At 54.9% G+C, this 26,219-nt stretch carries 22 protein-coding genes and 3 tRNA genes; 14 read left to right on the top strand and 11 right to left on the bottom strand.

Features of this window, described 5'->3' with window-relative positions:
* Positions 1-25: 25 nt before the first annotated feature.
* The 5 genes from miaA to nnr are packed head-to-tail and all read right to left on the bottom strand — an operon-like array spanning position 26 to position 6,596.
* Positions 26-967 (bottom strand): tRNA (adenosine(37)-N6)-dimethylallyltransferase MiaA, encoded by a 942-nt coding sequence (miaA, locus tag KGP26_RS02315; protein WP_223664969.1) that lies wholly within the window; start codon positions 965-967, stop codon positions 26-28.
* On the bottom strand, positions 960-2,822 hold the full coding sequence (gene mutL, locus KGP26_RS02310; RefSeq protein ID WP_094982809.1) for a DNA mismatch repair endonuclease MutL: 1,863 nt from the start codon (positions 2,820-2,822) through the stop codon (positions 960-962). Before mutL ends, miaA begins: the two co-directional genes overlap by 8 nt.
* Before the next feature lie 28 nt (positions 2,823-2,850).
* Complete coding sequence (gene amiB, locus KGP26_RS02305) at positions 2,851-4,593, bottom strand: N-acetylmuramoyl-L-alanine amidase AmiB (RefSeq protein WP_094982810.1); 1,743 nt, start codon at positions 4,591-4,593, stop codon at positions 2,851-2,853.
* Between the two features lie 7 nt (positions 4,594-4,600).
* Complete coding sequence (gene tsaE / locus KGP26_RS02300) at positions 4,601-5,071, bottom strand: tRNA (adenosine(37)-N6)-threonylcarbamoyltransferase complex ATPase subunit type 1 TsaE (RefSeq protein ID WP_021178997.1); 471 nt, start codon at positions 5,069-5,071, stop codon at positions 4,601-4,603.
* Positions 5,072-5,081: 10 nt separating this feature from the next.
* Positions 5,082-6,596, bottom strand: coding sequence for a bifunctional ADP-dependent NAD(P)H-hydrate dehydratase/NAD(P)H-hydrate epimerase (gene nnr, locus KGP26_RS02295; RefSeq protein ID WP_223664968.1), 1,515 nt, complete (start codon positions 6,594-6,596; stop codon positions 5,082-5,084).
* Between nnr and queG the strand changes: the two genes are divergently transcribed.
* Positions 6,595-7,734: a tRNA epoxyqueuosine(34) reductase QueG gene (gene queG, locus KGP26_RS02290; RefSeq protein ID WP_059199518.1), complete on the top strand. Its 1,140-nt coding sequence runs from the start codon at positions 6,595-6,597 to the stop codon at positions 7,732-7,734. The genes nnr and queG overlap by 2 nt on opposite strands.
* Positions 7,735-8,022: 288 nt before the next feature.
* Here queG and KGP26_RS02285 read toward each other — a convergent pair.
* The 4 genes from KGP26_RS02285 to KGP26_RS02270 form a co-directional block, all read right to left on the bottom strand.
* Positions 8,023-8,098, bottom strand: a tRNA-Gly gene (locus tag KGP26_RS02285).
* 55 nt (positions 8,099-8,153) lie between these two features.
* A tRNA-Gly gene (locus KGP26_RS02280) sits at positions 8,154-8,229 on the bottom strand.
* Positions 8,230-8,293: 64 nt separating this feature from the next.
* Positions 8,294-8,369: transfer RNA gene (locus KGP26_RS02275), tRNA-Gly, on the bottom strand.
* A gap of 233 nt (positions 8,370-8,602) precedes the next feature.
* A complete protein-coding gene (locus tag KGP26_RS02270) occupies positions 8,603-9,421 on the bottom strand; it encodes a helix-turn-helix domain-containing protein (protein ID WP_021807562.1) in 819 nt (272 codons plus the stop codon).
* A gap of 102 nt (positions 9,422-9,523) precedes the next feature.
* On the opposite strand from KGP26_RS02270, the gene KGP26_RS02265 reads away from it, so the two are divergent.
* From KGP26_RS02265 to KGP26_RS02220, 10 genes are all read left to right on the top strand, one after another.
* The gene (locus KGP26_RS02265) at positions 9,524-10,690 is read left to right on the top strand and encodes an efflux RND transporter periplasmic adaptor subunit (RefSeq protein WP_115159448.1); all 1,167 of its coding nucleotides are present in this window, start codon (positions 9,524-9,526) and stop codon (positions 10,688-10,690) included.
* On the top strand, positions 10,687-12,213 hold the full coding sequence (locus tag KGP26_RS02260) for a DHA2 family efflux MFS transporter permease subunit (RefSeq protein ID WP_037376537.1): 1,527 nt from the start codon (positions 10,687-10,689) through the stop codon (positions 12,211-12,213). Before KGP26_RS02265 ends, KGP26_RS02260 begins: the two co-directional genes overlap by 4 nt.
* A gap of 38 nt (positions 12,214-12,251) precedes the next feature.
* Positions 12,252-12,662 carry a hypothetical protein gene (locus KGP26_RS02255; RefSeq protein ID WP_021807564.1) on the top strand — a complete coding sequence of 137 codons (411 nt, stop codon included), beginning with the start codon at positions 12,252-12,254 and terminating at the stop codon, positions 12,660-12,662.
* A gap of 269 nt (positions 12,663-12,931) precedes the next feature.
* Positions 12,932-14,104: an acyl-CoA dehydrogenase family protein gene (locus KGP26_RS02250; protein ID WP_223664967.1), complete on the top strand. Its 1,173-nt coding sequence runs from the start codon at positions 12,932-12,934 to the stop codon at positions 14,102-14,104.
* Between the two features lie 39 nt (positions 14,105-14,143).
* A complete protein-coding gene (locus KGP26_RS02245) occupies positions 14,144-14,563 on the top strand; it encodes a thioesterase family protein (protein ID WP_223664966.1) in 420 nt (139 codons plus the stop codon).
* A gap of 51 nt (positions 14,564-14,614) precedes the next feature.
* The gene (locus KGP26_RS02240; RefSeq protein ID WP_037376538.1) at positions 14,615-15,520 is read left to right on the top strand and encodes a CoA ester lyase; all 906 of its coding nucleotides are present in this window, start codon (positions 14,615-14,617) and stop codon (positions 15,518-15,520) included.
* 4 nt (positions 15,521-15,524) lie between these two features.
* Positions 15,525-16,190, top strand: a complete 666-nt coding sequence (locus tag KGP26_RS02235) for a pyridoxal 5'-phosphate synthase (protein WP_223500762.1) — start codon at positions 15,525-15,527, stop codon at positions 16,188-16,190.
* The gene (gene metC / locus KGP26_RS02230; protein WP_223664965.1) at positions 16,181-17,410 is read left to right on the top strand and encodes a cystathionine beta-lyase; all 1,230 of its coding nucleotides are present in this window, start codon (positions 16,181-16,183) and stop codon (positions 17,408-17,410) included. Before KGP26_RS02235 ends, metC begins: the two co-directional genes overlap by 10 nt.
* Positions 17,404-18,045, top strand: a complete 642-nt coding sequence (locus KGP26_RS02225) for a glutathione binding-like protein (RefSeq protein WP_094982814.1) — start codon at positions 17,404-17,406, stop codon at positions 18,043-18,045. Before metC ends, KGP26_RS02225 begins: the two co-directional genes overlap by 7 nt.
* 23 nt (positions 18,046-18,068) lie before the next feature.
* Positions 18,069-18,794: a glutamine amidotransferase gene (locus KGP26_RS02220; protein WP_094982815.1), complete on the top strand. Its 726-nt coding sequence runs from the start codon at positions 18,069-18,071 to the stop codon at positions 18,792-18,794.
* A 62-nt stretch (positions 18,795-18,856) separates the two neighbouring features.
* Here KGP26_RS02220 and orn read toward each other — a convergent pair whose 3' ends face one another.
* Positions 18,857-19,402, bottom strand: a complete 546-nt coding sequence (gene orn, locus KGP26_RS02215; protein WP_021182111.1) for an oligoribonuclease — start codon at positions 19,400-19,402, stop codon at positions 18,857-18,859.
* Positions 19,403-19,564: 162 nt separating this feature from the next.
* On the opposite strand from orn, the gene rsgA reads away from it, so the two are divergent.
* From rsgA to mscM, 3 genes are all read left to right on the top strand, one after another.
* Complete coding sequence (rsgA, locus tag KGP26_RS02210) at positions 19,565-20,614, top strand: small ribosomal subunit biogenesis GTPase RsgA (RefSeq protein WP_021182110.1); 1,050 nt, start codon at positions 19,565-19,567, stop codon at positions 20,612-20,614.
* Between the two features lie 64 nt (positions 20,615-20,678).
* Entirely contained in the window at positions 20,679-21,572 is an 894-nt protein-coding gene (gene asd, locus KGP26_RS02205; RefSeq protein ID WP_021807572.1) for an archaetidylserine decarboxylase, read from the top strand.
* Between the two features lie 4 nt (positions 21,573-21,576).
* Positions 21,577-24,930, top strand: a complete 3,354-nt coding sequence (mscM, locus tag KGP26_RS02200) for a miniconductance mechanosensitive channel MscM (protein WP_021807573.1) — start codon at positions 21,577-21,579, stop codon at positions 24,928-24,930.
* A gap of 50 nt (positions 24,931-24,980) precedes the next feature.
* On the opposite strand, the gene epmA is transcribed toward mscM, so the two are convergent.
* Complete coding sequence (gene epmA, locus KGP26_RS02195) at positions 24,981-25,958, bottom strand: elongation factor P--(R)-beta-lysine ligase (RefSeq protein ID WP_021807574.1); 978 nt, start codon at positions 25,956-25,958, stop codon at positions 24,981-24,983.
* Between the last annotated feature and the right edge of the window lie 261 nt (positions 25,959-26,219).

Below are 26,219 nucleotides of genomic sequence, written 5' to 3'. Positions count from 1 at the left end.
CATCAATTGTACACAATCACTCAACCTATGCACTAACAACCTGTGTTACCGAGTCTAAAGCCTCTCCCGGCTTTTCACTGTCCAACCACCGAACCGACTCCCAACCCCGTAACCAGGTCATCTGGCGTTTGGCCAACTGACGTGTTGCGCAAATACCTCGAAAAACCATCTCATCGTAACTAATCTCGCCAGAAAAATATGACCACATCTGGCGATAACCGACACAGCGAATGGAAGGCAAATCCGTATGCAAATCACCCCGTGCAAAAAGTGCACGCGCTTCCGCCTCAAAACCCGCCGCCAACATCTGATTGAACCGCAGCTCGATACGTTGATGCAACAACTCCCGGCTGACTGGCGCTATCGCAAATTGGTGAACATGATACGGTAACGATTCACCCGAAATTTTAGTCAGTTCAGTTAAAGTTTTACCCGAAATCAAAAAAACTTCCAGTGCTCTGGAGAGTCTCTGTGGATCATTCGGATGAATACGTAAGGCTGCAACCGGGTCTATCGCCTGCAATTGGCGGTGCAAAGCCTCCCAACCAAGCTCCGCCGCCTGCTGCTCAATCTGCTCGCGTACTGCGGGATCGGCAGAGGGTAATGGCGATAACCCTTCCAGTAACGCCTTAAAATAAAGCATTGTGCCCCCCACCAACAGCGGAATACGTCCGGCGGCAGTAATATCAGCCATTTCCCGCAACGCATCGGCACGAAAATCGGCCGCCGAGTACGCTTGCGCAGGATCGCGGATATCAATCAACCGGTGTGGTGCCTGGGCAAGCTCTTCCGCCGAAGGCTTGGCGGTTCCAATATCCATACCGCGATAAATCAGGGCGGAATCGACACTGATCAGTTCGACGGGCAAGCGCTCACGCAGCGCCATCGCCAAGGCGGTTTTGCCTGAGGCCGTTGGCCCCATGATAAAAATGGCTGGGGGACGAGAGTTCATTTCAATGTCAGTCATGCTTAAGCGCTGCCAATGCAGCCTGCAAATCAACGGGTTGTAAAAGAGCGGCAGGAGGGGATTTGACCAGTTGCGGGCAAAGTCGTTCAACTTCTGTCAACAATTGTATCGCTTGCGAGCTGTTCCACACTTCGTGTTCGCTGCCTAATTGGCTGGCGATCCAGATGGATAGCACCGTTGGCGACATCTCCTGATGTTCGGCCAGATAGCCTAACAGCTCGGGTATCAACTTTTGTAAATTTTGTTGGCGTAATGGTAAAGGTACTGCGCGCAACGTCACACGACCGTGATCGGATTGCAGCTCCAACCCCATTTTGACCAGCAGTGCCTGATGTTGCACGCAGGCGGCCGCTTCATTTTTATTCAACGTCAGCTTAATCGGGATCAGCAGCGGCTGCGGCCGTAATCCCTCTTCCGGCGGGCAAAGCTGCGCCTGACGCAGCCAACGTTCGGCCATGGTCAGATTCAGTAACGCCAACTGCTGACGCTGTTCAACCAGCGCATAGCTCGGCGGGCAAATCATCAGAACGCGGCCAAAACTGTGCTGACTACCAGCGAGCGGGGTTTCCTGCACGGCGTTAACCGGCGGGAACAGCGGCTGTTTTACCGTATCTGCTGGCGGTGTCGCCTGCAACAGCTTGCCATACAGCTCGCCTTCACGCTTTTGGTAACCCGCACCGGCCTGATAGGCTGGCTGCGGGGCTCGTTCACGGGCAGCGGAGGGCTCTGCAGGCTGACGTTCACGCTGTGGCGCAGGCTGGGAGAAGTGGTTGCCACCGGCAGCAACGCGGTTCTCCGGCTGCCAGACGGGAGCCTCCTGCGCAGCGGACTCTTCAGCCAATGGCAGCGCGACATTACCCGCCTGCTGCAACACCGTGGTAACCGCCTGGTAGATAAAATCATGTACCAGCCGAGCCTGATGAAAACGCACCTCATGCTTGGCCGGATGAACGTTGACATCTACCTGATGCGGATCCACTTCCAGATACAGCACATAGGCAGGCAGTTGATCGTCTTTCAACTGATCCTGATACGCCTGACGAATGGCATGATTAATCAGCCGATCGCGCATCATCCGGCTGTTGACGTAGCAATACTGCATTTCGCCAAGCTGACGCGCTCCTTGCGGATCAGCCACCCAGCCGCGGATGCTGAGATCGCCATGCTGCCAGGAAATCGCCAACGCATGCTGCAAGAAGGCGGGGCCACAAATGCTGGCCAGACGCCGCTCATGCTGGCTTTCTTCTTTTGCCGCGCGGTACTGACGCATCAGCTTGCCGTTATGGCTGAGGTTGATCGCCACATCGAAACGCGCCAGCGCAATGCGCCGCACTACTTCGTCGATATGGCCAAATTCGGTTTTTTCGGTGCGCATGAATTTGCGCCGTGCGGGGGTGTTGTAAAACAGATCGAGTACTTCGAGCGTGCTGCCCACTGGATGAGCTGCCGGTTTGACGGTGACCGCCTGATCGCGTCCTTCCGCGTAGGCTTGCCAGGCTTCGCTCTGTTCCGCCGTGCGTGAGGTCAACATCAGGCGTGACACCGAGCTGATACTGGCCAACGCTTCGCCGCGAAAGCCCAGGCTGACTATGGCCTCAAGATCGTCAAGCGTACTGATTTTACTGGTGGCATGGCGCGCCAGGGCCAAGGCCAGGTCGGCTTTGGCAATGCCGCAGCCGTTATCACGGATACGGATCAGTTTGGCCCCGCCGCGTTCGATATCAATATCAATCCGCGTTGCCCCGGCATCCAGGCTGTTTTCTACCAGCTCTTTGACTACCGACGCAGGCCGTTCGACCACTTCTCCGGCGGCAATCTGGTTGGCTAGCTGTGGCGGTAACACCTGGATAGGCATGGGGCTCCCTCTGTTGTTGGCATCAGGCCTACGGAATGATCAGCGTCCGATCCAGCGGCGCAACATCCGACTTTAATTTGTTAACCCGTTTAAGCTCGCTGACGCTGACGCCATATTTCGCGGCGATGGATGACAGCGTATCACCGCGAGTCACCTTATGTTTGCTCGGTTTAGCGCTTTTTGCCTTGGCCTTGGCCTGAGCCGGTGCTGCCGCCGTTTTCCCGGCAGGGACCTTCAGACGCTGGCCAACCCAGACGCCATCTTTTTTCAGTTTGTTCAGCTCACGTAGCGCCGCCATGCTGGTGCCATAACTATCGGCAATGCCGGAAAGCGTTTCCGCCCGCTTCACCACATGGATCTGCGTTTTTCCTACGCTGGCGCTGCTTCTGGCCGGGCTGGTCACCGGCTCAGGCTGTCTGAGATCGTCTGTCGTGGAGTTAACCGCCGCTGCGACGTCCAGCGGGCGGTTTTCCACCTTTGGGTCGGCTTGTAGCGGATGCGCCAGGAAATAACTGCGCAGGCCGTTGTGGATCGCCCGTGCAATTTTATCCTGATATGCGCTACTGCCCAGCAGTCGCTCCTCCGTGCTATTACTGATAAACCCGGTTTCCACCAGTAAAGATGGAATATCCGGTGAACGCAGCACTCCCAGGCTGGCGTGTTCCGGACGGCGTTTGTGCAATGAACCTACGACCTGTAACTGCTGTAATACCTTGACGGCTACGTCATAACCGACGCGCTGCGAATGACCGAACTGCAGATCCAGCACCGCCTGACTCAGATAAGGGTCGGCCTGGCTATTGGCCAACAGATCGCCCGCACCGCCCAGCAGTTCGGACTGTTTCTCGTGCTGTTCCAACCAACCGGCCATCTCGCTGTTAGCCCGGCGATTGGACAATACCCAAACCGAAGCCCCTTTGGCGCTACGATTCGGCGCGGCATCCGCGTGGATGGACACCAACACGTTAGCCCCCTGCTTGCGCGCCACATCAGAACGGCCCATCACCGAAATAAAGTAATCCCCGTTACGCGTCATCACCGCTTTGAACATCGGATCGGCATCCAACAACGCACGCAGACGATGCGCGATAGCAATGGTGACGTTTTTCTCTTTCAGACCGTTTGGCCCGATAGCGCCAGGATCCTGTCCACCATGGCCGGCGTCGATCGCCACCACCACCCGATCGCCAGAACCGGCGGACACCCGGCTGCTACGTGGGGTAATGCTGGTTGCCGTGCCTGATACCGCAGCCGACTTCGGAGTAAATGGATTGGCGCTACTTGACGTGACCGGAGTCTTACGCACTGGCTCACTCACCACCGGCACAGGCACAGGAACTGGTGCCTTACGAACGGTGTTAGTCGCCGTCCTGGCTTCTGAGGTGATGGTGAAGACGACGATGTAACTGTTACCCTCTTGACGCGTCGCTACACGGGTTTTGGCACGTTGGGTTAAATCAAACACCAAGCGTACGCTTTGCGCATTTTTCGGCTGACTGGAACGAATTCTTTTTACCAGGTTCTGGCCGCTGAAGTTCAACGGTAGGCCGCCCACCTTGCCAGTTTGGGTAACGTCCAGCACCACCCGATCCGGGCCATGTAACGTGGCGAAGGTATACTCCGGAGGGCCAGTAAAGCTCACTGACACCGTGGCTTCACGCTGAGCATTGGTCACTTTGACGTCGGAGAGGGACGATGCCGCCCAGGCACCAAACGGCCCCAGCAACGCAAGCAAGGCAATTACAGCAAATCTTCTTAACCCATACATCATTGCTGCGTCATCCTTGTTGCCTCTGGATACTTTCTAATAATTGTTCGCCATAGGCGGAAACCGCCTGGAGCTTCGCCTGACGCCCTTCGTCTTGGTAACTGAGATGCAGTTCCAGATCGGGATCGGGCAGCACGCCGGTACCCTGCTGCGGCCACTCCACCAGGCAAATCGAGTCCTGGGCAAAATAGTCGCGGATACCCATAAATTCGAGTTCTTCCGGATCGGCCAAGCGATAAAGATCAAAGTGATAGACCGCCAGCGGTTGCAGCGCATAAGGTTCCACCAGCGTATAGGTTGGGCTTTTCACATTGCCCTGATGGCCTAACGCCTGCAGAAAGCCGCGGCTGAAGGTGGTTTTACCGGCACCCAAATCCCCATAAAGATAAATCACGCTGGCACGATCGCATGCCTGGGCCAAGACGGCCCCCAGTGCGACTGTGGCTGCCTCATCCGGCAGCGGTAAAACGAGTTCTTTCATTCGATAATGTCTATTTTGCCAACTCAGGGTTAACGTAATAAGGGATCACCGCCAGCAGATCGGTGGCCAGTAATCCCCTTGTTCCTTGTTTTGCAGCAACCTGATCTGCCGCTGCGCCGTGCACTACGCAGCCCGCGCAGGCAGCATCATACAGCGGTAGCTTTTGCGCCAGCAAACCGCCAATGATACCCGACAGCACATCTCCCATGCCACCGGATGCCATGCCAGCATTGCCAACGTCGGCGATCGCCACCTGTCCATGCTCATCGGCGATCAAGGTACCTGCGCCTTTCAGCACCACAACGCCGCCGTATTGCGCGACCAACCTGCGGGTTGCAAGTAAGCGATCACTCTCAATATCAGCGGTGCGGCAGCTCAATAATCGCGCGGCTTCACCAGGATGCGGGGTAATAATACGATTCTGACGCTTCTCGGGGTGTAATGCCAGTAAGTTAAGCGCATCAGCGTCCCATAATGTTGGTTTATCACTGGCTTGCAGCTGTTGCAACGCGTTGCGGCCCCAATCGCCCTGGCCAAGCCCCGGGCCAATCACGACCACATCGGCCCAGTCCAGCGCCTGTTGCAGGATATCATTACTCAGGCGTTGCACCATCAACTCAGGCCGGGCGGTCAGCAGCGGCCCAATGTTCTCACTGTGAGTAAGCACTCGCACTAGTCCAGCCCCAGCACGCAGTGCGGCTTCTGCTGCCATGCGGATGGCTCCGCCAAAACCGTGATCGCCCCCCACCAGCAGTAAACGACCATGCTCCCCTTTATGAGAACAAGGGCGGCGAGGCTTCAGCCATCTACCCAAATCGTCAGCCGTAAGACGCTCGATTTGCAGGGACTGTGTTGCCAGCCAATCCGCTAATCCTAGCGTACTGTAATGCAGTTGCCCCACCCAATCACGCGCCTGCCCGGTCAGCAACCCTGGTTTGAGTGCAATAAAAGTCAGCGTAAGGGCCGCACGGATCGAGACTCCCGGCACGGCTCCGCTTTCAGCCAGCAGGCCAGAAGGGATATCCAGAGCAACCACTGGCGCCTCGGCTCGGTTGGCCGCTTCGATCAGGGCATCATAGGGCGCTCTGGGGGCCGCCCCCAATCCGGTGCCTAATAAACCATCAATGATGAGATCGACATCCTCTGGCCAACGGCTGGTCGCGGGCAGGACTTCTCCGCCACTTGCCAACCAGGCTTGCCGGGCGTTGGCAGCCTCTGGTGGCAATGGACGAACGCCTTCGCAGGCAATCAGCGTCACCTTGATACCCGCCGCACGGGCCAGACGAGCAACCACGTAACCATCGCCACCGTTATTGCCATGCCCACACAGCACCAGCCAATGCCTGCTGGCCGGATACCGGTCGCACGCCAGCTGGTAAGCCGCCGCACCGGCACGCTCCATTAACGAATACAAGGAGAGGCCCAGCGTTGCGGCAGCAGCAGGTTCTGCCTGGCGGATCCAGTCTGCAGACCAAACAGAGTGTGGTAAACTGGAACAGTATTGTTTCTCACTATGGCCCGTCATGACACACCCCCTCGATCTCGATCAACTAGCCCAACATATCAAGCAATGGGGGCAATCGCTAGGATTCCAGCAGGTGGGGATCTGCGATACCGATCTCAGCGCGGAAGAACCCCGATTGCAGGCGTGGCTGGATAAGCAATACCACGGCGAGATGGAGTGGATGGCACGTCACGGCATGATGCGCGCGCGGCCACATGAATTATTGCCCGGCACACTGCGGGTGATCAGCGTGCGCATGAACTATCTCCCCGCGAAAGCCGCGTTCGCCAGTACGTTAAAAAACCCGCAGTTGGGCTACGTTAGCCGTTATGCGCTGGGGCGTGACTATCATAAGCTGCTACGCCAGCGGCTAAAAAAACTCGGCGATCAAATCCAGGCTTACTGCGGTGAACTGAATTTCCGGCCCTTTGTGGACTCGGCCCCCATCATGGAGCGAGCCTTGGCCTCAAAAGCCGGCATCGGCTGGGTTGGTAAACACTCACTGATCCTCAACCGCGACGCCGGTTCCTGGTTTTTCCTGGGCGAGTTGTTAATCGATCTGCCCCTGCCGGTGGATAAGCCGCAGGAAGAGCAGTGTGGCCGCTGTGTCGCCTGCATTACCACTTGCCCCACCGGTGCGATAGTAGCCCCTTACACCGTCGATGCCCGGCGCTGCATCTCCTATCTGACCATCGAGCTGGAAGGTGCTATTCCAGAAGAATTCCGCCCTCTGATGGGCAATAGAATCTACGGCTGCGACGATTGCCAGCTCATTTGCCCGTGGAACCGCTTCTCGCAGTTGACGGATGAAGACGATTTCAGCCCTCGCGCTGCGCTGCATGCCCCGCAACTGATCGAGCTGTTTGGCTGGAATGAGGAGAAGTTTCTCCGTATCACCGAAGGCTCTGCCATCCGACGTATCGGCCATTTGCGCTGGTTACGCAATATCGCGGTAGCACTCGGCAACGCCCCTTATCTGGATCAGATCGTTATCAGCTTGCAGACCCGGCAGGGTCAGGATCCGATGCTGGACGAGCATATCAGTTGGGCACTGGCTCAACAGCTTGCACGCCGTGAAGCCCTGGCGGTTGAGGTGCAGACGATGCAGAAAAAACGTTTAATTCGGGCGGTCGAGAAAGGATTACCGAGGGATGCCTAGAAAACCCTCAGACTCTCCCTGTGGATTTGTGCATAAAAATAAAAATGCGTTGTCTTTCAAGCGTCACAAAAAGAGCAAGTGATCGAGATAACGTTTTATAAGAAATAAATATTGATTATTATCAATAAGATATAAATTTCATTTGTGAGGCGTTGCATTTTTGCACAGAAGGTATTATGTACAGGATCTGTGGATAACTCTGTTCACAACCTATTTTCTGAGTATGTATAACTGAAAGAAAGTCACACCTGAAGCGGCGTAGGATTGAATCTAAACTGGAGATAAATTTGGAGCGGGAAACGAGACTCGAACTCGCGACCCCGACCTTGGCAAGGTCGTGCTCTACCAACTGAGCTATTCCCGCATTGATATGCTTGAAGCATCCGGCCAACAATGAACAACATGGCCTTTGAAATTTTTGGAGCGGGAAACGAGACTCGAACTCGCGACCCCGACCTTGGCAAGGTCGTGCTCTACCAACTGAGCTATTCCCGCGTCGCATGGGTGTTACTTTAACTACTTTTTCTTCATCATGCTACATCAGTAGCATTTTTGAAGTTGGAGCGGGAAACGAGACTCGAACTCGCGACCCCGACCTTGGCAAGGTCGTGCTCTACCAACTGAGCTATTCCCGCCCGGCGTAACGATGGTGAATGAAACGAAATTCTTCATCGGTACGGGGTGCGCATTATACGAGAAATCCTTTTCGCCGCAAGCCCCTGAAAGCAAAAAAACGCGAATTTTGTCTGATTGCTGCTTTAAGCACCGAAATGGTGAATTTTCATGCCAGGATAGGTAAAAACCTGCTTTGCGGGCAACCAAGGTCAGGATTTGGTCTCTCATCACGGTGAACAACCAATGGTCCGAATCACAGCGACTTGCGCTTGGAGAAATAATGGGCGGGAGAATCGCCGAAACACCGTCTAAACATCGCAATAAAGTTGCTGGGGGTCGCGTACCCCAAGGCATCCGCAATACTGCTCACAGGCATACCATTAGCCAACATTTCCAACGCGTGAGACAACCTTGCCTGTTGACGCCATTGTGCAAAGCTGTTGCCCGTCTCGGCCATAAACAATCGCGATAGGGTGCTGGGGGAAAGCCCTCCCCAAGCCGCCCAGGCTTGCAAGGTTCTGGTGTTATCAGGCTCGGCAAGGATCGCATTGGTGATCCGTAACAAGCGCCGGTCGGTAGGCATTCTCAAATGCAGCGGCTGATGGGGCGAACGCCGGATTTCATCCAACAACACCGCAATCATCCGCTCCTGTTCAACCTGCAAAGTCTCTTCAAACGACCAGGACACCGCACGGCGTACTAGCGCATTCATCAACTCACTGATGCCAATCACGCAGGGTTGGTCGGGCAAGTCTTTGCTCGCATCAGGCGTAATCAGCACCGTCCAGCCGCTCATGACGCCGCTGATGCTGACCTTGTGCGGCTCGTGTGAGGGTATCCAGCCAGCGCGGTTCGGGGGTAACAGCCAGGATCCCTGCCTGGTGCGAACATGCAACAAGCCGTTCTCCACGCAGAACAACTGCCCCCGCAAATGATGGTGCCAATCGTATTCGCGCGTCCCCAGACAAAACTCAAGCCCCGGATCGTCTTCACCCCACATAGCGATGAGTGAAGGGCCATCGGCTCGTTCACTGAGGTCGGAGGGATGGTTGGCAAGCACCGCTACCGTCATGATTGTTTCTCATTGTTTTTAGCCTAAATAACGTTACCCAACTTTTCGTCAATTGTCCATTATTCATACATTCTCCGCTCATTGACCAACCAGAGGCCCCTAATGAATGACGTTAAGACCCCTTCCCCCACCCCTGCCAAAAGTAAACGCCCTTGGCTGCTGTATTTACTGGGGGCAGCCTGTCTGCTTGCCGCTATTCTCTGGGGGGGATGGTATGGCATGTATGGCCGCTGGTATGCCAGCACCGATAACGCCTATGTTCAGGGTGATGTCGTACAGATCACGCCACAGTTTCATGGCACCGTGGTGTCCATCAACGCCGATGATGGTGAATTGGTGTTCGCTGGCGATACGCTGGTTGTGCTCGATCCTGGTGACAGCCAACTGGCACTGGACAATGCCAAGGCCCATCTGGCCAACGTGGTGCGCAAAGTACGTGGTTTGTATAGTGCGGTCAGCGGTGCCAAGGCCGAAATCGCTGTCCGCCAGGCCACGCTGGACAAAGCACGCGCCGATTACCAACGACGCCGCGCACTCACCCTTTCTCATGCCATCTCCAAAGAGGAGTTAGCCCATGCCAACAACGCTTTTCTGGAGGCACAGAGCGCGCTGGACGCTATCGAGCAACAGTACCAGCAAACTCTCTCATTAGTTGATAACACCAGCCTGACTTCGCACCCAGAAGTACTGGCAGCGATAGCGGCATTGCGTGTCGCTTACCTCGATCGCTCACGCACCACCATCGTCTCCCCGGTCACAGGGTATGTCGCCAAACGCAAGGTGCAGTTGGGACAGCGGGTACAGCCAGGCGAAGCGCTGATGGCCGTCGTGCCGCTGGATAAAGTCTGGGTCGAGGCTAATTTCACTGAAGCTCAACTGCGTGATATTCGCATCGATCAGCCAGTAGAGATCTATGCCGATGTCTATGGCAAAACCATACGCTATAACGGCCAAGTTCAGAACCTGGGTATTGGAACCGGTGCCGCATTCGCGCTGCTGCCAGCACAAAATGCAACGGGGAATTGGATCAAGATCGTTCAGCGTGTACCGGTACGGATCTCCCTCACTCAGCCCGAGCAACTCATTAGCCACCCGCTACGCATTGGCTTGTCCATGCAGGTCAATGTGGATCTGCATGACCGTAGCGGTGCGTTATTAGCTCAACGCTCGCCAGAGCCCTTGCTGGCGACAGATGTCTATCTTGATCAACTGAGTCAATCAGACGCCTTGATCGAACAGATCGTTAAGGCCAACGGAGGGGACATATGAGCTCCGCTATCCCTGCCCAGGATTTCCGTCCGCCCAGCGTCAACTGGACCACCTTTGGCCTGGCTCTGGCGGTATTTATGTACGTGCTTGATGGCACTATCGCCAACGTGTCCTTGCCGACCATCGCCGGTAATCTGGGAGCCAGCAGTAGCCAGAGCGCCTGGGTGATCACCAGTTTTGCCGCCAGCAACGCGATTGCCTTGCCACTCACCGGTTTTCTGGTACGTCGTGTTGGCCAACTGCGGCTGTTTCTCTGGTCAATGGGATTGTTCACTGCCGCTTCATTAGCGTGCGGAATGGCCATCAATATGGAAATGTTAATTCTCTGTCGCGTGTTACAAGGAGCGGTGGCTGGGCCACTGATCCCGACGACCCAAGCGCTGATGTTGTCGATTTATCCGCCGGAAAAACGGGGTTATGCGCTGTCGATGATCGCCATGGTCACCGTGGTCGCTCCGGTTGCAGGCCCTTTGCTCGGCGGGTGGATCACCGATTATTACTCCTGGCGCTGGACCTTCCTGATCAATATTCCCGTCGGCATTTTTGCCTGCACGCTGGTTGCCAGCCAAATGCATGGTCGCCCCGAGAGCACCCAGCGTGCCAAGGTGGATCGAGTTGGCCTAGTCGCGTTGATCCTGGGGGTTGGAGCACTCCAGATCTTGCTGGATAAAGGCAACGAAGAGGATTGGTTCAACTCTACCCAGATCGTCGTGCTGGCTATCGTTGCCGTGGTCAGCTTACTGTTTTTTGTGATCTGGGAACTGACCGACTCACAGCCGATCGTCAATTTGCAGCTATTTCGTCATCGCAATTTCCGGGTGGGTACGCTTGCGCTGATCGGTGCCTATTCCGCGTTTTACGCTACCAACGTCATCATGCCACTTTGGCTACAGCGCACCTTGGGCTACACCCCCATCTGGGCGGGGTTGGCTGTCGCTCCCATGGGGATCTTGCCGCTGCTACTGATGCCCTTTATGGGCAAATATGCGCCGCGTTTCAACATGCGCTGGCTGGTGTGCGGGGCTTTCATCCTGCTAGCTACGGCCTCTTACCTGCGCTCAGGCTTTGTCATTGAGATTGATTTCCAGCATATCGCGCTGATCCAACTGTTACAGGGGTTGGGGCTGGCCCTGTTTATCATGCCGATCAACGCCATCCTGCTCTCCGACCTCAAGCCAGACGAGATCGCGGCTGGCTCAGGGCTTGCCACTTTTATGCGTACGCTGGGTGCCAGCCTGGCGGTCTCCATCACCACCCTGATGTGGGATCGCCGTGCGATTTCCCATCACGCCCAATTAGGCGAGTCCCTGACGGCCTACGATCAAGACACTCACCAGGCGGTCGCGACTTTAGGGCAGGGCCAGGCGCAGCTAGGCTATGAACGGCTGAATAGCCTGCTCTCCGAGCAGGCCACACAGATCGCCTTCAATGATATTTCTTATGCGCTGGCTGGCGTATTTCTGCTAGCCATCGTGCTGGTTTGGTTTGCCAAACCGCCTTTTGTGCCTAAAGCCAAAGCATAGTCATCATCCCATTCACCTTAATAGACAGAGGAATCACCATGACACTGAGTTCACAACGCTTTACCGTCTACGACATTCGACAATTCCCTTTGGTGATCATGCGTAACCAGGCCATCGTGCCTGGTTACACCAAACGGTGGGAAGAGGAACTCAATAGCCTGATCGCTCAAGCTCTCCCCTTCGTGATCGTTTTCCCCCCCAATCGCCCTAAAGAAGAAAGCAATGACGATCGCAAATGCCGTATGCGCTGGTTCAAAGCGAACAAGGAAAAGTTTGGCAGCATCTGCCGCGCCCTGATTAGCGTCGAACCTGATGCTAAAGAGCGTGAACAACAAATGGCTCATGCCAAAGAAATGATGAAGTTTTTCGGCACCCCGCTGGCAACAGCGGCAACCCTGGAAGAGGCGCTGACATTAGGTGAAAAGTTGATGAGTGCTGATAACCGTTAGCGCATTTTTCGGCGCTGTCGGGTGTCAGTCTCGCTGAATCTCCCAACAGCGTCGAAATAGGGCGACACAGTGATTCGCTAATATGGCCAAAATTCATTATTTTTAGTGCCAAAATCATTATCCGGCTTCCTTTTTATTGTTTAAATATAACCAGTAACGCTAAGCCAGAAAAGCCAAGCCGAAAGATTATCAGTTTTTTCATTGATGAAAAAATACGTTTGTTATGGTGACATCAAAGGATCATAGCGAGAGACATGGAGGGGTTCAAAATGCAATTCGACTGGACGGAAGAGCAAAGAGAAATTCGAGCAAAATATTATGCTGTGGGTACCTCATTAGCCCATCAGGAAAACAACTCCCTCGGTGAATTTAATACCGAAGGATGGCAACGGCTTTTACAGGAAGGGCTTTGGCAGTATATCGTGCCATCGGAATATGGGGGTAACGGGTTAGGATGGTGGCATTTCACCACGGCGCTTGAAGGGGTCGCGTCATCCATCCGGAAACCCGGTTTATTGTTATCGATTATTGCTCAAGCGGGCATGGTACGCGCATTAACGCTGTACGGTAATGACATGCAGCGTGAACGGTATTTCCCTGCCATCCTACGGGGAGAGTTAAGTGCAACCGCCATAGCCGAGCCAGAGACAGGAACCGATACGCGTAACATTAAAACCATGCTCATTGAAGATGAACAAGGTTATCTGCTGACAGGCGAAAAATACAATATTGCTCACGCTCCTATCACTCAATTTACCTTGGTTGTCACTCGCCTGGCCAATACGGAAAATCAGGGTGGTATCGCTTTGGCACTCGTCGATCGCGAAACCACAGGGGTTACCTACCAAACACCAGACAATAAATTAGGGCTGGCAGATTTGCCTACCGGCAGCATACGTTTTGCAAATGTGCGTATCCCCCCTGAACAACTGCTTGGCAAACCGGGCAATGGCCATAAAAACTTAATACAAATCATATCACTAGGCAGAATATATTACGGCTTGGTCGCCGCGCTTATTCCCACCTGCTTTATGAAGGACGCCTTGTCTTACATCCACAGCCGGGCAAGCTTTGGCAGCACCATCGATCGGCACCAGTACGTTCAGCAACGCATCGTCGAAATACAGCTCGGGATCGAGCGCAGCCGCTGGCTGGCTTATGGGGCGTTAAGTCACTTGCTCAATGAGCATACGGAACAGGAATTATTGATGGTCAGTTCCATGGCAAAAATTATGGGTGCCAATGATTTGGTCAATAATGCCACCAGCTTGCTCAAACTGTACGGCAGTATCGGCTATCAGCAAGGGCCAATAGCCGACTTTGTTCGCGATGCGCTCGGTTTTTGCAGCGTGGGAGGAACAGAAGAAATGCATAAAAAGAATATTTTCAATCAGATTAATCGCCTGCCGATTTATAAGCAGCGCATTGACCCAACTCGATAATTTAACTCCCTATTTTCGTCATAACGTTGGAGAATACTTATGGAAAAGCAAGCCTTCATCATTGCGCTGGAAGTCAAATACCGTGACACTGATTCAATGGGGCATGTCAGCAGCCCGGTTTATTACGAATATATTCAGCATGCCTATGTAAAATATATGCACACCCTTTTAGCGATCCCTTACAGCGAAAAGTTACCGCAAATCATGGTGAAAACCTCTTGTGAATATATTGCGCCGGCTATATTAGGCGATAATTTAGAGGTCAGCTGCCGCGTGATCAATTTCGGCAGCAAAAGTTTTGAAATGCATTATGAAATCCATAAAAACCAGCATGGCGACAAGACACTGATTGCGCAAGGTGCCTCTACGCATGTCTGTTTTGATTACCTGATTAATAAATCGGTCCCAGTACCTGATGACATGAAACAACGAGTAAAGAATTTCCAGGACTCGTTATAACGGCTCCAATACTCATCGCTTGATACAGCCTTTTAACACAGGGGATCGTTAATGCCATTATCCGCACCCATAACACCGTCAAACCCACGTCGTTCATGGCTATTTTTAGCTGGGGCCGATCGCGATGCCTTGCGACAAGGGGCAGAGAGTGGGGCTGATGTCCTGATACAGGAACTGGAGACTTTTACCCCCCCAGCACTAAGACCACAAGCCAGGCACTTGACCAAAGAGATCCTGCCCATCTGGCACGCCGCGGGTTCACTGACGTCGGTACGCATCAACCCGCTTGATGACGGGGGGCTAGAAGACCTTGATAGTGTGATGTCCGCACGCCCAGACATCATCATGATGTCCTTGGTTTCCACGCCACAACAGGTTGCAGAATTGGATAAAGCGGTTCATCACTTTGAAATACGCTACGACATTGAGCCTGGTTCGACAGAATTGGTCCCCAATATCGAATCCGCTCGCGGGCTCATCAATACCTGCGCCATTGCACAGGCAAGTTCGCGTATTCGCGCCATTCTGGTCGGCACTGAAGATATGGTGGCCGATATCGGTGCGGAAAGAACCCGGGCCGGCAGCGAATTAAGCTACATACGCCAGCGCTTTTTGGTCGAATGTACGGCAATGGGCATTACACCGATTGATTGCCCCTACAGCTATTCGGATAACGAAGGTGCACAACGCGATATGCGCCAGTCCCGCAGCATGGGGTATCGGGCCAAAGCCATTGTTAATGAGCAATTTGTGGGGCTGGTGAATCAAACGTTAACCCCTTCGGCTCAGGAAATTGCACAGGCCAGGCAGATTATCTCCACGTTCGAAACCGCATGCCAGGCAGCAAATGGCAAGCGCGTTGCCGCCGCCGTGGTGAACGGCTTCCTCACCGAAGTGCCCGACTATCTTGCCGCACAGCGGCTTCTTACATTCGCCGCTCAATTTCACAGGGAGTAATGGCATGCTAATAGATATGAAAACCAAGCTGGCTCAGTTGCAGGTGTTTTCCGGTTATGCACCCACACCGTTCGATACCGCAGTCGCTCCCGGCACACCCCAGGAACTGTTTGAACAATGGCTGGATCAGGCCATTGCCTTGCAGGTGATGGAACCCCACGTGATGACCTTATCCACCGTCGATCGTGAAAACATGCCCGATGCGCGCGCCGTCGTGCTGCTGGATGTCACCACGCAGGGTTGGCACTTCGCCATCAATATGCGCAGCCCTAAAGGCCAACAGCTCGATCATCACCCCTATGCTGCACTCACCTGTTACTGGCCTGAGTTAGCCCAACAAATCCGTCTGCGTGGCCCTGTCGTCCCCCTGTCTGCGGAAGCCAGCATTGCCGATTTTTCACGCCGCCCAGAACGCTCTCGTGCCGCTATTCTGGCAGCACGGCAAAGTGAAATACTCGAGTCCCCAAGGGACTTGGAGACAGCCATACAGGGACAACTGTATCGGCTTAGCGCCGAACCTGGCCTTATCTCTCCACACTGGGTTCTGTTTGCACTGGCTCCCAGAGAAGTCGAATTTTGGCAAGCCGATAGTAATCGCCACTTTACCCGCCTGCGATATCGTCGTGACGGCGACGATCAACGTTGGGAGCGTAACCTGTTATGGCCATAAATCACTCACACGACGAGGTCCTCTCCTCATCCCTAACCGTAGGCTGTAACACCTTGCTGACTCATACGGGGCGTAAATCCAGTGAGTACCACGGCTTTGTAAACCCACCGGTCTACCACGGTTCTACCGTGTTGAGCCCAACGGTGCAGGATTTACTCAACCGAACCCAGCCGTATATTTACGGGCGGCGTGGCACCCCCACTTCTGAAGCCCTGGAACAAGCCTTGAACCAACTGGAAGGGGGCGCAGGGGTGGTATTATGCCCCTCCGGCCTTACGGCCTGTAATCTGGCGTTACTCACCTGCCTGAAACCCGGTGACCACCTATTAATGACCCGGGGTAGCTATGCACCGGTGCGTCATGCCTGCGATACCCTGCTACGCCGTCTGGAGATCAAGACTTATTACTACCAGCCCACCATAGGCAGCGGCATAGCGGCATTAATCACTCGGCGTACCCGTGCCATCTACATTGAAAGCCCCAACTCCAACACCTTTGAGCTACAAGACGTTGCCGCTATTGCCCGTATTGCGCACCAGCGTGGAATTACCGTCATCATGGATAACAGCTGGGCCACCCCATTCTTTTTCAAACCCCATGAGCACGGCGTCGATCTCTCCATTCAAGCGGGCACCAAATACTTGGCAGGGCATTCCGATGCCATGCTCGGTACCGTATCCGCAACGGCACGGCTCTGGCCAAAACTAAAGCAGTTGCACGGCGATCTGGGGCTATGTGTCGGCCCTGATGATATTTATCTGGCACTGCGTGGCTTAAGAACGCTTGGCGTTCGGCTGCGTGAGCATCAACGTAACGCGCTGGCTATCGCACGCTGGTTAACCGGGCGGGAAGAAGTCCAGGCGGTGCTGTATCCGGCCCTGGAAGACTGCCCAGGCCATCCCATTTGGCAGCGTGACTTTAAAGGTGCATCGGGCCTGTTCTCAATAGTACTGCGTCCTTTCCCGGCACAGGCGATTGCCGCCTTCTTAAACGGGCTCAGGCTGTTTGGCCTTGGCTATTCCTGGGGCGGTTTCGAAAGCCTGGCAATCCCATTTGCACTCGATAAACCAAGCGCAGCGGCACGCTGGGCCGCAGGGAGTTCAGGCATTCGTTTGCATATTGGGCTTGAAGATCCCGAAGATTTGATCGCGGATCTCAACGACGGTTTCACCCGGTTGACCACCGTATCCATTGGCTCACAGAGGGAGTTGCCATGCTAAGCGTTTGGGGGCGTAAAAACTCATTTAATGTGCAGAAAGTGATGTGGTTTATCGGTGAATTAGGCCTGCAATATCACCTTATTCCTTTTGGTGGGCAATTTGGCGATTGTGACACAGAGGAGTTTGCCGTCATTAATCCAACCCGCCATATCCCGGTGATCGACCTGGATCGGCAGGTTGTCTGGGAATCTCACACCATCCTGCGCTTCCTTGCTGCCGGTAGTCATTTTTGGCTTGATGATCCGCGAAAACGGGCCCATGTGGAATGCTGGATGGACTGGTGCCAAACCACCTTGGAACCGGATCTGATGATGGGGGTTTTTTGGGGGCTGATCCGCACCCCTGAGGCCGAACGGGACTGGCCAACTCTCCATGACAAGGTGGCCCGCTGTTCTCGTCATTTCCAGGTGCTGGAGACAATACTAAGCCGACAACCTTTTTTAAGCGGGGACAGTTTTGGCCTGGCTGATATTCCCACCGGGGCCACCTTGTATCGCTATTTTTCGTTGGATATCGAACGCCCGCCGCTCCCTGCCGTGGAGGCTTGGTATCAACGGTTACAAAGCCGCCCAGCCTATCGCGAGCATGTGATGGTTCCCTACGATGATTTACGTGGGCAGCGCATTCGTCTGTAAGGTTTCCCCAAAAAGATAATGATATGAAAACAATCGCTAAACCGGCATCTTTGCCAGTACTCATCGTTTTACACCGGGAGCAATCCGCTCCCGGGCGTGTTGGTCAGTTGCTGCTGCAACGGGGCTATTCCCTTGATATTCGCCGCCCACCGCTCGATGATCCGTTACCCGATACACTCGCCAAGCACAGCGGTGCGATCGTCTTTGGTGGCCCCATGAGTGCAAATGACAATACAGACTGGGTTAAGCGCGAAATTGAATGGATAGGAGTCCCCCTGCGTGAAGACGTTCCTTTTTTAGGCATTTGCCTTGGCGCACAGATGATGGTTCGTCATCTCGGGGGCCGGGTGATGGCCAGAGACGATGGACGAGTCGAGATTGGTTACTGGCCCATTTACCCAACCCGGCCAGGTCGAAAGCTAGGTGTTTGGCCGACACATGTTTATCAATGGCATAGCGAGGGATTCGACACTGTCGAAGGCATGGAGCTTCTTGCAACAGGTGAGCAATTTTGTCATCAAGCCATACGTTACGGCAGGCAGGCATATGGCGTACAATTCCACCCCGAGGTCAGCTACCAGACCATGCAACGCTGGGGTAGGGCTGCCGAACATAAATTAAGCCAGCCAGGGGCACAGTCCCTGGCCGAACAGCAACTCAACGGGCAAAGGTATGACCGTGAGGGTATTGCCTGGTTAAGCGCCTTTCTGGATATGTGGCTACGGCCAAACGATAGGAAAAATGATTAACCGCGCAATAGAAAAGGGGGCGAGGATTACTCCTCCGCCCCCTTTTATGAACCTGCTCTCGGCTACAGCTGAATAAAATGCTCGCGGTAGTACGCCAGTTCCGCAACGGATTCGCGGATATCATCCAACGCCTGATGGGTACCCTGCTTCTTGAAGCCTGGCAGGATTTCCGGTTTCCAGCGGCGTGCCAGCTCTTTCAGGGTGCTGACATCCAGATAACGGTAATGGAAGTAGGCCTCCAGCAGCGGCATATAGCGGAACAGGAAACGGCGATCCTGACCAACGCTGTTGCCACAGATAGGTGATTTACCTGCTGGCACCCACGCTTGCAGGAAAGCGATAGTCGCCAGCTCGGCGGCACGATCGTCATGCTTGCTGGCTTTAACGCGCTCCACCAGCCCACTGCCGGTATGCGTACGCACATTCCAGTCATCCATTCGCGCCAGTTGCTCATCTGATTGATGCACCGCGATCACCGGTCCTTCGGCAAGGATATTCAAATTGGCATCGGTCACCAATGTCGCGATCTCGATAATACGATCGCGTTCAGGGTCCAACCCGGTCATCTCCAGATCGATCCAAATCAGGTTGTTTTCGTTTCCTGTCATGATTTTTCCTGCGTAAAAGCCGAAAGATAAACAAACCACGGGCAAACCCGCGGCTAATGCCAGCGTGCGTGGCGGTCAAGAACGGTTATTTAATATAAAATAGCGTGTATCATAGCCTTTTTGCTCGCCCCGAGCGATAAATGCCGATTCAAGTGAGGCTCAGTGAGTAAGAACAAACTGTCCAAAGGTCAAGAACGCCGCGTACAGGCCAACCATCAGCGTCGCCTGAAGCGTACTGACAACAAGCCGGAGCTGGATGATTCCCAATTGGGCGAACCGCAAGACGGGATCGTCATCAGCCGCTTTGGCATGCATGCCGACGTGGAAGCCGCAGACGGCGTCCAGCATCGCTGCAACATTCGCCGCACCCTACGTTCGCTGGTTACCGGCGATCGCGTGGTCTGGCGCCCTGGCGTAGGCACTCATGCGGGGGTCAAAGGCATCGTAGAAGCGGTGCATGAACGCACCTCGGTGCTGAACCGCCCTGATTTCTACGACGGCGTTAAACCTATCGCCGCCAATATCGATCAGATCGTCATCGTGTCGGCCATTTTGCCCGAACTTTCTCTCAACATGATCGATCGCTACCTGGTCGCCTGCGAAACGCTGCAAGTCGAGCCGCTGATCGTGCTCAACAAAATCGACCTGCTGGACGCCGCAGCGCGTAAGGTGGTCGACGGGATGATGGACATCTATCGCCATATTGGCTACCGCGTTCTCGAAGTGTCCAGCCAGACCCGCGAAGGGATGGAAGCCTTTGAACAGGCGCTGGTCGACCGTATCAGCATCTTTGCCGGGCAGTCCGGCGTGGGCAAATCCAGCCTGTTGAACGCCCTGCTGCCGCAGACGGAAAAGCAAATTCTGGTAAATCAGGTTTCCGATGTCTCCGGCCTGGGGCAACATACCACCACGGCGGCGAGGTTGTATCACTTCCAACATGGCGGTGATGTTATTGACTCCCCCGGCGTGCGTGAATTTGGTCTGTGGCATCTGGAGCCAGAGCAGGTCACCCAGGCCTATGTCGAATTCCGCGACTATTTGGGCGGTTGTAAATTCCGTGACTGCCGCCACGACACCGATCCGGGCTGCGCCATTCGCGCCGCGATGGAAAGTGGCGCGATAGCCAAAGAGCGTTTCGACAACTATCACCGCATCTTGGAAAGCATGGCGCAGGTTAAAACCCGCAAAAACTTCCCGGACGCAGATAACTGATCCACAGTGCGGGGGTTGCGCTAATCGCCACCTTCGCCCTTATATCCCCTTTCAAGAGGTTAATGTGCTGGATAGCATCAAGATTAAATTACAGTATTGGCTGCCAAAGCTGGCGTTAACCCGCCTGGCGGGCTGGGGCGCAGATAAAAAGGCCGGTTGGCTGACTAAGCTGGTGGTAAAAGCGTTTGCCCGCTATTACCGCGTGCAGATGCAGGAAGCACAGAACCCGGATTTAGCCTCCTATGCCACGTTCAATGAATTCTTCGTTCGTCCATTACGTGATGGCGCACGCCCGATCGTAGAGGAGCCTCACGTGCTGGCACTGCCAGCAGATGGTGCCATCAGCCAGCTCGGTGCAATCCGCGACGATCAGATTTTCCAGGCCAAAGGCCATAATTACACGCTGGAAGCCCTACTGGCCGGTAACTATCTGTTGGCGGAGCCTTTCCGTAACGGCCTGTTCGCCACCACCTATTTGGCCCCAAGCGACTATCACCGTGTCCATATGCCATGTGACGGCGTACTGCGCGAAATGATCTACGTGCCGGGCGATCTGTTCTCGGTCAATCCGCTAACTGCCGCCAACGTGCCGAATCTGTTTGCGCGCAATGAGCGTGTGATCTGCGTATTCGATACCGCCTTTGGGCCGATGGTGCAGATCCTGGTCGGCGCGACTATTGTGGGCAGCATCGAAACCGTCTGGGCCGGTACCGTAACGCCCCCCCGCGAAGGCATCATCCGCCGCTGGACCTATCCAGCCGAAGGCATGGAAGGCGCGATCCAACTGGTCAAAGGTGAAGAGATGGGCCGCTTCAAACTCGGTTCCACGGTCATCAACCTGTTCACGCCTGGCAGCGTACAGTTCGCACCGCACCTGAACAACGGCACCGTAACCCGGATGGGCCAGGCTTTTGCTGAAGCCGCAGCCGCGCCAGAAGCCACCTTCGAAGGGAATTGATGCTGTGCGCCTGATTATCGCTTTATTGCTCAGCCTGCTACTGATCCAGCCGGCTCTCGCCGCCGCGATCCCCAATGAGTCCCAGTTACGGCAAGAACTGAAGCTGGCCGAGGGCAATAAAAACGCGCCTAATCAGGCGGAAACGGTTGAGGCGCTGCAAAGCGCCATCAACTGGCTCACCGAACGCAAAGAGTCGCAGAACAATTCCCAGCAGTATCAGCGGGTGATCGACGATTTCCCGAAGATGACGCAGGAACTGCGCCGCCAGCTTACCCTCGAAGAAACCAAAATCCTGCCCAACGGTGAAAACCTGCCCGCCAGCGATCTGGAACAGTTAATCCTGCAAACCAGCAGCCAACTGCTGGAACAGGCCCGCCTGTTGCAACAGGAACAGGACCGGACACGCGAGATCAGCGACTCTCTCAGCCAGCTGCCACAGCAACAAACCGAAGCTCGGCGCGCATTAACGGAAGTTCAGCGCCGCCTACAGGCTCAGGGCAATAACCAAACCACGCCATTGGCACTGGCGCAGCTTGCTCTGTTACAGGCAGAAGCGGCGGCACGTAAAGCGAAAGTGGATGAGCTGGATCTGGCTCAACTCTCGGCCAATAACCGCCAGGAACTGGCGCGGATGCGTGCCGATGTCTACAAAACGCGGCATGAAAAAATTGATGTCCAGTTACAGGCGCTGCGTAACAACCTCAACAGCCAACGCCAACGGGAAGCGGAACGGGCGCTGGAAAAAACCGAGCAATTGGCCGAACAGAATGGCGATTTACCCGCCAGCCTGCGCAAGCAGCTGCAAATCAACCGTGAACTTTCTGCTGCGCTGAACGATCAGGCGCAACAGATGGATCTGATCTCTTCCCAACAGCGCCAGGCCGCCGCACAAACGCTGCAGGTACGCCAGGCATTGAGCACCATCATTGAGCAGTCCCAATGGTTGAGCGCCTCTACTGCACTGGGGGAAACCCTGCGCGCCCAGGTCGCCATCTTGCCTGAAATGCCAAAACCCCGGCAGTTGGACAGCGCCATGGCCGATCTGCGCGTTCAACGCCTGAATTTTGAAAACCAGCTGGAAAGCCTGCCTCAGCGAGCTAAAGAGCTTAAACAAGACGACGGTAGCCCCCTGACCAGCGCCCAGCAGCGTATCGTCGATGCCCAGCTACGCACCCAGCGTGAGCTACTGAATTCGCTGCTTTCCGGCTGCGATACCCAGATCCTTGAGCTGACCAAACTGAAGGTGGCCAACACCCAGTTGGTCGATGCGCTGAACGAAATTCAGGATGCAGCGCACCGTTACCTGTTCTGGGTACCAGACGTCAGCCCCATCACACTGTCGTATCCGCTCAATGTGGCACAGGATCTGACCCGTGTACTGTCACTGGATACCCTGACGCAGCTCAGCGGCGCTTTCGTGATGATGGTCACTAGCCGGGAAACCTTGATCCCGCTGTTTGGTGCGGTGCTGTTGGTGATTTTCAGCATCAGTTCGCGCAAGCATTACCATGCGTTCCTGGCACGGGCCAGCAGTAGAGTAGGCAAGGTCACGCAAGATGAATTCCTGCTGACGCTGCGTACCGTATTTTGGTCAATCCTGGTGGCCTTGCCGCTGCCGGTCTTGTGGGCAGCGCTGGGCTTCGGCTTGCAGAATGCCTGGCCGTATCCGGTTGCTGTCGCAATTGGTGAGGGCGTCACCGCCACGCTGCCAGTGTTGTGGATCTGTATGATCAGCGCCGCCTTCGCCCATCCGCAGGGGTTGTTCATCGTGCATTTCGGCTGGCCGGTGAAGCAGGTTTCCCGCGCCATGCGTTATTACCAGATGTCGATCTGGCTGATCGTGCCGTTGATTATGGCGCTGATCACCTTCGACAATCTCAACGATCGCGAATTTGCCAATACCCTTGGCCGCCTGTGCTTCATTCTGCTCTGTCTGGCGCTGGCGCTGGTCACCAACAGCTTGAAGCGGGCCGGTATTCCACTGTATCTGGATAACAAAGGCTCCGGTGAAAATCTGATTAACACCGCGTTGTGGGGGCTGTTGCTTTCCGCACCGCTGATTGCTGCGCTGGCTTCCACCGTCGGCTATCTGACCACCGCACAGAAGCTGCTGGCACGCCTGGAGACCTCGGTTGCCATCTGGTTCCTGCTGTTGGTGATTTACCACATTATCCGCCGCTGGATGCTGATCCAACGGCGCCGTATCGCCTTTGATCGTGCCAAACAGCGCCGTGCCGATATCCTGGCGCAGCGTGCCAAAGGCGAAGAAGAATCCACACATACCCCTAACAGCATCGAAGGTGCGATTGAGGTAGATGAAACGGAAATCGATCTGGATGCCATCAGCGCCCAGTCGCTGAGGTTGGTGCGTTCGATCCTGACGATGGTGGCACTGGTCTCATTGATCGTCCTGTGGTCAGAGATCCACTCGGCCTTCGGCTTCCTGGAAAATATCAAGCTCTGGGATGTCAATTCCACGGTGAATGGCATCGATATCGCTCAGCCGATCACCTTGGGGGCGCTGCTGATCGCCATCCTGGTGCTGATCGTCACCATGCAGCTGGTGCGTAACCTGCCAGCATTGCTCGAGTTGGCGGTGTTGCAGCACCTGGATCTGACGCCTGGCACCGGCTACGCCATTACCACCATCACCAAGTATCTGTTGCTGCTGTTCGGGGCGATCCTCAGTTTTTCCTGGATCGGTATCGAGTGGTCGAAACTGCAATGGGTGGTCACCGCGCTCAGCGTGGGCTTGGGCTTTGGTATGCAGGAGATCTTCTCCAACTTTATTTCAGGCCTGATCATTCTGTTTGAAAAACCGATCCGCATCGGCGATACGGTGACAATCCGTAACCTGACGGGCACGGTTACCAAGATCAATACCCGTGCCACTACCATTTCAGACTGGGACCGCAAAGAGATTATCGTGCCTAACAAGGCCTTTATCACCGAGCAGTTTATCAACTGGTCGCTGTCCGACACGCTGACCCGTGTGGTGTTGACCGTACCGGCACCGGCAGAGGCGAATACGGAAGAGGTGACCAAGATCCTGATCAACTCGGCCGAACGTTGCTCACTGGTGCTGGATAACCCAACACCGGAAGCCTATCTGGTCGATCTGCAACAGGGTATTCAGATCTTCGAACTGCGTATCTACGCCGCCGAAATGGGCCACCGCATGCCGTTACGCCATGAGATCCACCAGTTGATCCTGGCGGGTTACCGTGAACACGGCATCACGCTGCCATACCCACCTTTCCAGGTTCGCACCGAGACGCTGTCGCGCATGACCAGTAATGGCCGCACACCGCCTTCAACTCCTCCGCGCAACACGCGCCGCGAGTCGGGCGGGCTATAAAAGCAAAAAGGGTTCGGCAAGCCGAACCCTTTTTCATTGAGGCAAAAACGTTATGCCCGGCTGACCGGAAACGCGATCACTTCGCTCAGGCTTTCGGCTCCCAACGCCAACATCACCAAACGATCGACGCCCAATGCCACGCCCGCACACTCCGGCATACCATGCTTCAGGGCATCCAGCAGGTTGTTATCAATCGGGTGCTCCGGCAAGCCACGCGCCACGCGTTTACGATTGTCCTGCGTAAAGCGCTGGCGCTGCTCATCGCCGTCGGTCAACTCGCGGAAACCATTCGCCAACTCAAGACCTTTGAAATAGACCTCGAACCGCTCTGCGACACGGTGATCTTCGGTGCTGATTTCTGCCAACGAGGCCTGTGAGGCCGGGAAGTGGTAAACGAATGCCGGTTTATCACGGCCGATATGGGGTTCGACGCCCACGGTAAACAGCAGTTGCAGCAGGGTATCGCGGTCTTCTTCCGTATCGGCAATGTTGCTCAGATCGAGCTTGGCCGCAGCCTCACGCAGCTGTGCCTTCTCCGCCGACAGCGGATCGAGATCCAGATGGCGCAGGAACGCCTGCTGATAGGACAGGGTTTCGGCGCTGTCGCAATCCAGTACCTGTTGCAGCAGATCGTCCACCTCGTTCATCAGGCGATACATATCATAGTGCGGGCGATACCATTCCAGCATGGTGAATTCAGGGTTGTGATGCCGCCCCGCTTCTTCATTACGGAAGCTGCGCCCCAGCTGATAGATCGGGCCGCTCCCTGCCGCCAGCAGACGCTTCATGTGGTATTCCGGGCTGGTCATCATGTACAGCGTCAGGCCATCTGCCGCGCCCGGGCCGACGAAACGCGTCTGGAACGGGACCAGGTGGATGTCGGTGACTGTCGCCTGGCTCATCGCCGGGGTCTCCACCTCCAATACGCCACGATCGGCAAAGAAACGCCGGATCTCAGCCAGTATCGCTGCGCGCTTCAACAAATTGGCGATGGGTGCACTTGGCTGCCAGCTTGCCGTTTCGCTCATGGTAATTACTCCGAAATCAAACAGGGGGTGCAGTCTACTCGCATCCTCTCAAGCAAACAAATTCTTGGCTATTGTGGGCGCTGGTCTACATTAAAATCATAAAAAACATATAAGCCATATAAACCACCGACAATCGCGCGAATCAAAGACAAAGGCGAGGCAACACCTTATTTTTGCAGGAATGCCTCTTGCGTAACGGTTAAAAGGCAAAACAATCGATCACATCAAATTTCTACTACTTAACTTTAGGTATAGTGATAA

This window comes from Serratia sp. JSRIV002 (assembly GCF_019968725.1).
In the GTDB taxonomy this organism is placed as follows: Bacteria; Pseudomonadota; Gammaproteobacteria; order Enterobacterales; family Enterobacteriaceae; genus Chania; species Chania fonticola_B.
The sequence above is the reverse complement of the archived record's forward strand: the minus strand, read 5'-3'. Positions and strand labels throughout refer to the sequence as shown.

Bases quoted from the DNA above. Each gene is read 5' to 3' on its own strand.
- miaA (WP_223664969.1), bottom strand. From the start codon at position 967: ATGACTGACATTGAAATGAACTCTCGTCCCCCAGCCATTTTTATCATG.
- mutL (WP_094982809.1), bottom strand. From the start codon at position 2,822: ATGCCTATCCAGGTGTTACCGCCACAGCTAGCCAACCAGATTGCCGCC.
- amiB (WP_094982810.1), bottom strand. From the start codon at position 4,593: ATGATGTATGGGTTAAGAAGATTTGCTGTAATTGCCTTGCTTGCGTTG.
- tsaE (WP_021178997.1), bottom strand. From the start codon at position 5,071: ATGAAAGAACTCGTTTTACCGCTGCCGGATGAGGCAGCCACAGTCGCA.
- queG (WP_059199518.1), top strand. From the start codon at position 6,595: ATGACACACCCCCTCGATCTCGATCAACTAGCCCAACATATCAAGCAA.
- nnr (WP_223664968.1), bottom strand. From the start codon at position 6,596: ATGACGGGCCATAGTGAGAAACAATACTGTTCCAGTTTACCACACTCT.
- KGP26_RS02270 (WP_021807562.1), bottom strand. From the start codon at position 9,421: ATGACGGTAGCGGTGCTTGCCAACCATCCCTCCGACCTCAGTGAACGA.
- KGP26_RS02265 (WP_115159448.1), top strand. From the start codon at position 9,524: ATGAATGACGTTAAGACCCCTTCCCCCACCCCTGCCAAAAGTAAACGC.
- KGP26_RS02260 (WP_037376537.1), top strand. From the start codon at position 10,687: ATGAGCTCCGCTATCCCTGCCCAGGATTTCCGTCCGCCCAGCGTCAAC.
- KGP26_RS02255 (WP_021807564.1), top strand. From the start codon at position 12,252: ATGACACTGAGTTCACAACGCTTTACCGTCTACGACATTCGACAATTC.
- KGP26_RS02250 (WP_223664967.1), top strand. From the start codon at position 12,932: ATGCAATTCGACTGGACGGAAGAGCAAAGAGAAATTCGAGCAAAATAT.
- KGP26_RS02245 (WP_223664966.1), top strand. From the start codon at position 14,144: ATGGAAAAGCAAGCCTTCATCATTGCGCTGGAAGTCAAATACCGTGAC.
- KGP26_RS02240 (WP_037376538.1), top strand. From the start codon at position 14,615: ATGCCATTATCCGCACCCATAACACCGTCAAACCCACGTCGTTCATGG.
- KGP26_RS02235 (WP_223500762.1), top strand. From the start codon at position 15,525: ATGCTAATAGATATGAAAACCAAGCTGGCTCAGTTGCAGGTGTTTTCC.
- metC (WP_223664965.1), top strand. From the start codon at position 16,181: ATGGCCATAAATCACTCACACGACGAGGTCCTCTCCTCATCCCTAACC.
- KGP26_RS02225 (WP_094982814.1), top strand. From the start codon at position 17,404: ATGCTAAGCGTTTGGGGGCGTAAAAACTCATTTAATGTGCAGAAAGTG.
- KGP26_RS02220 (WP_094982815.1), top strand. From the start codon at position 18,069: ATGAAAACAATCGCTAAACCGGCATCTTTGCCAGTACTCATCGTTTTA.
- orn (WP_021182111.1), bottom strand. From the start codon at position 19,402: ATGACAGGAAACGAAAACAACCTGATTTGGATCGATCTGGAGATGACC.
- epmA (WP_021807574.1), bottom strand. From the start codon at position 25,958: ATGAGCGAAACGGCAAGCTGGCAGCCAAGTGCACCCATCGCCAATTTG.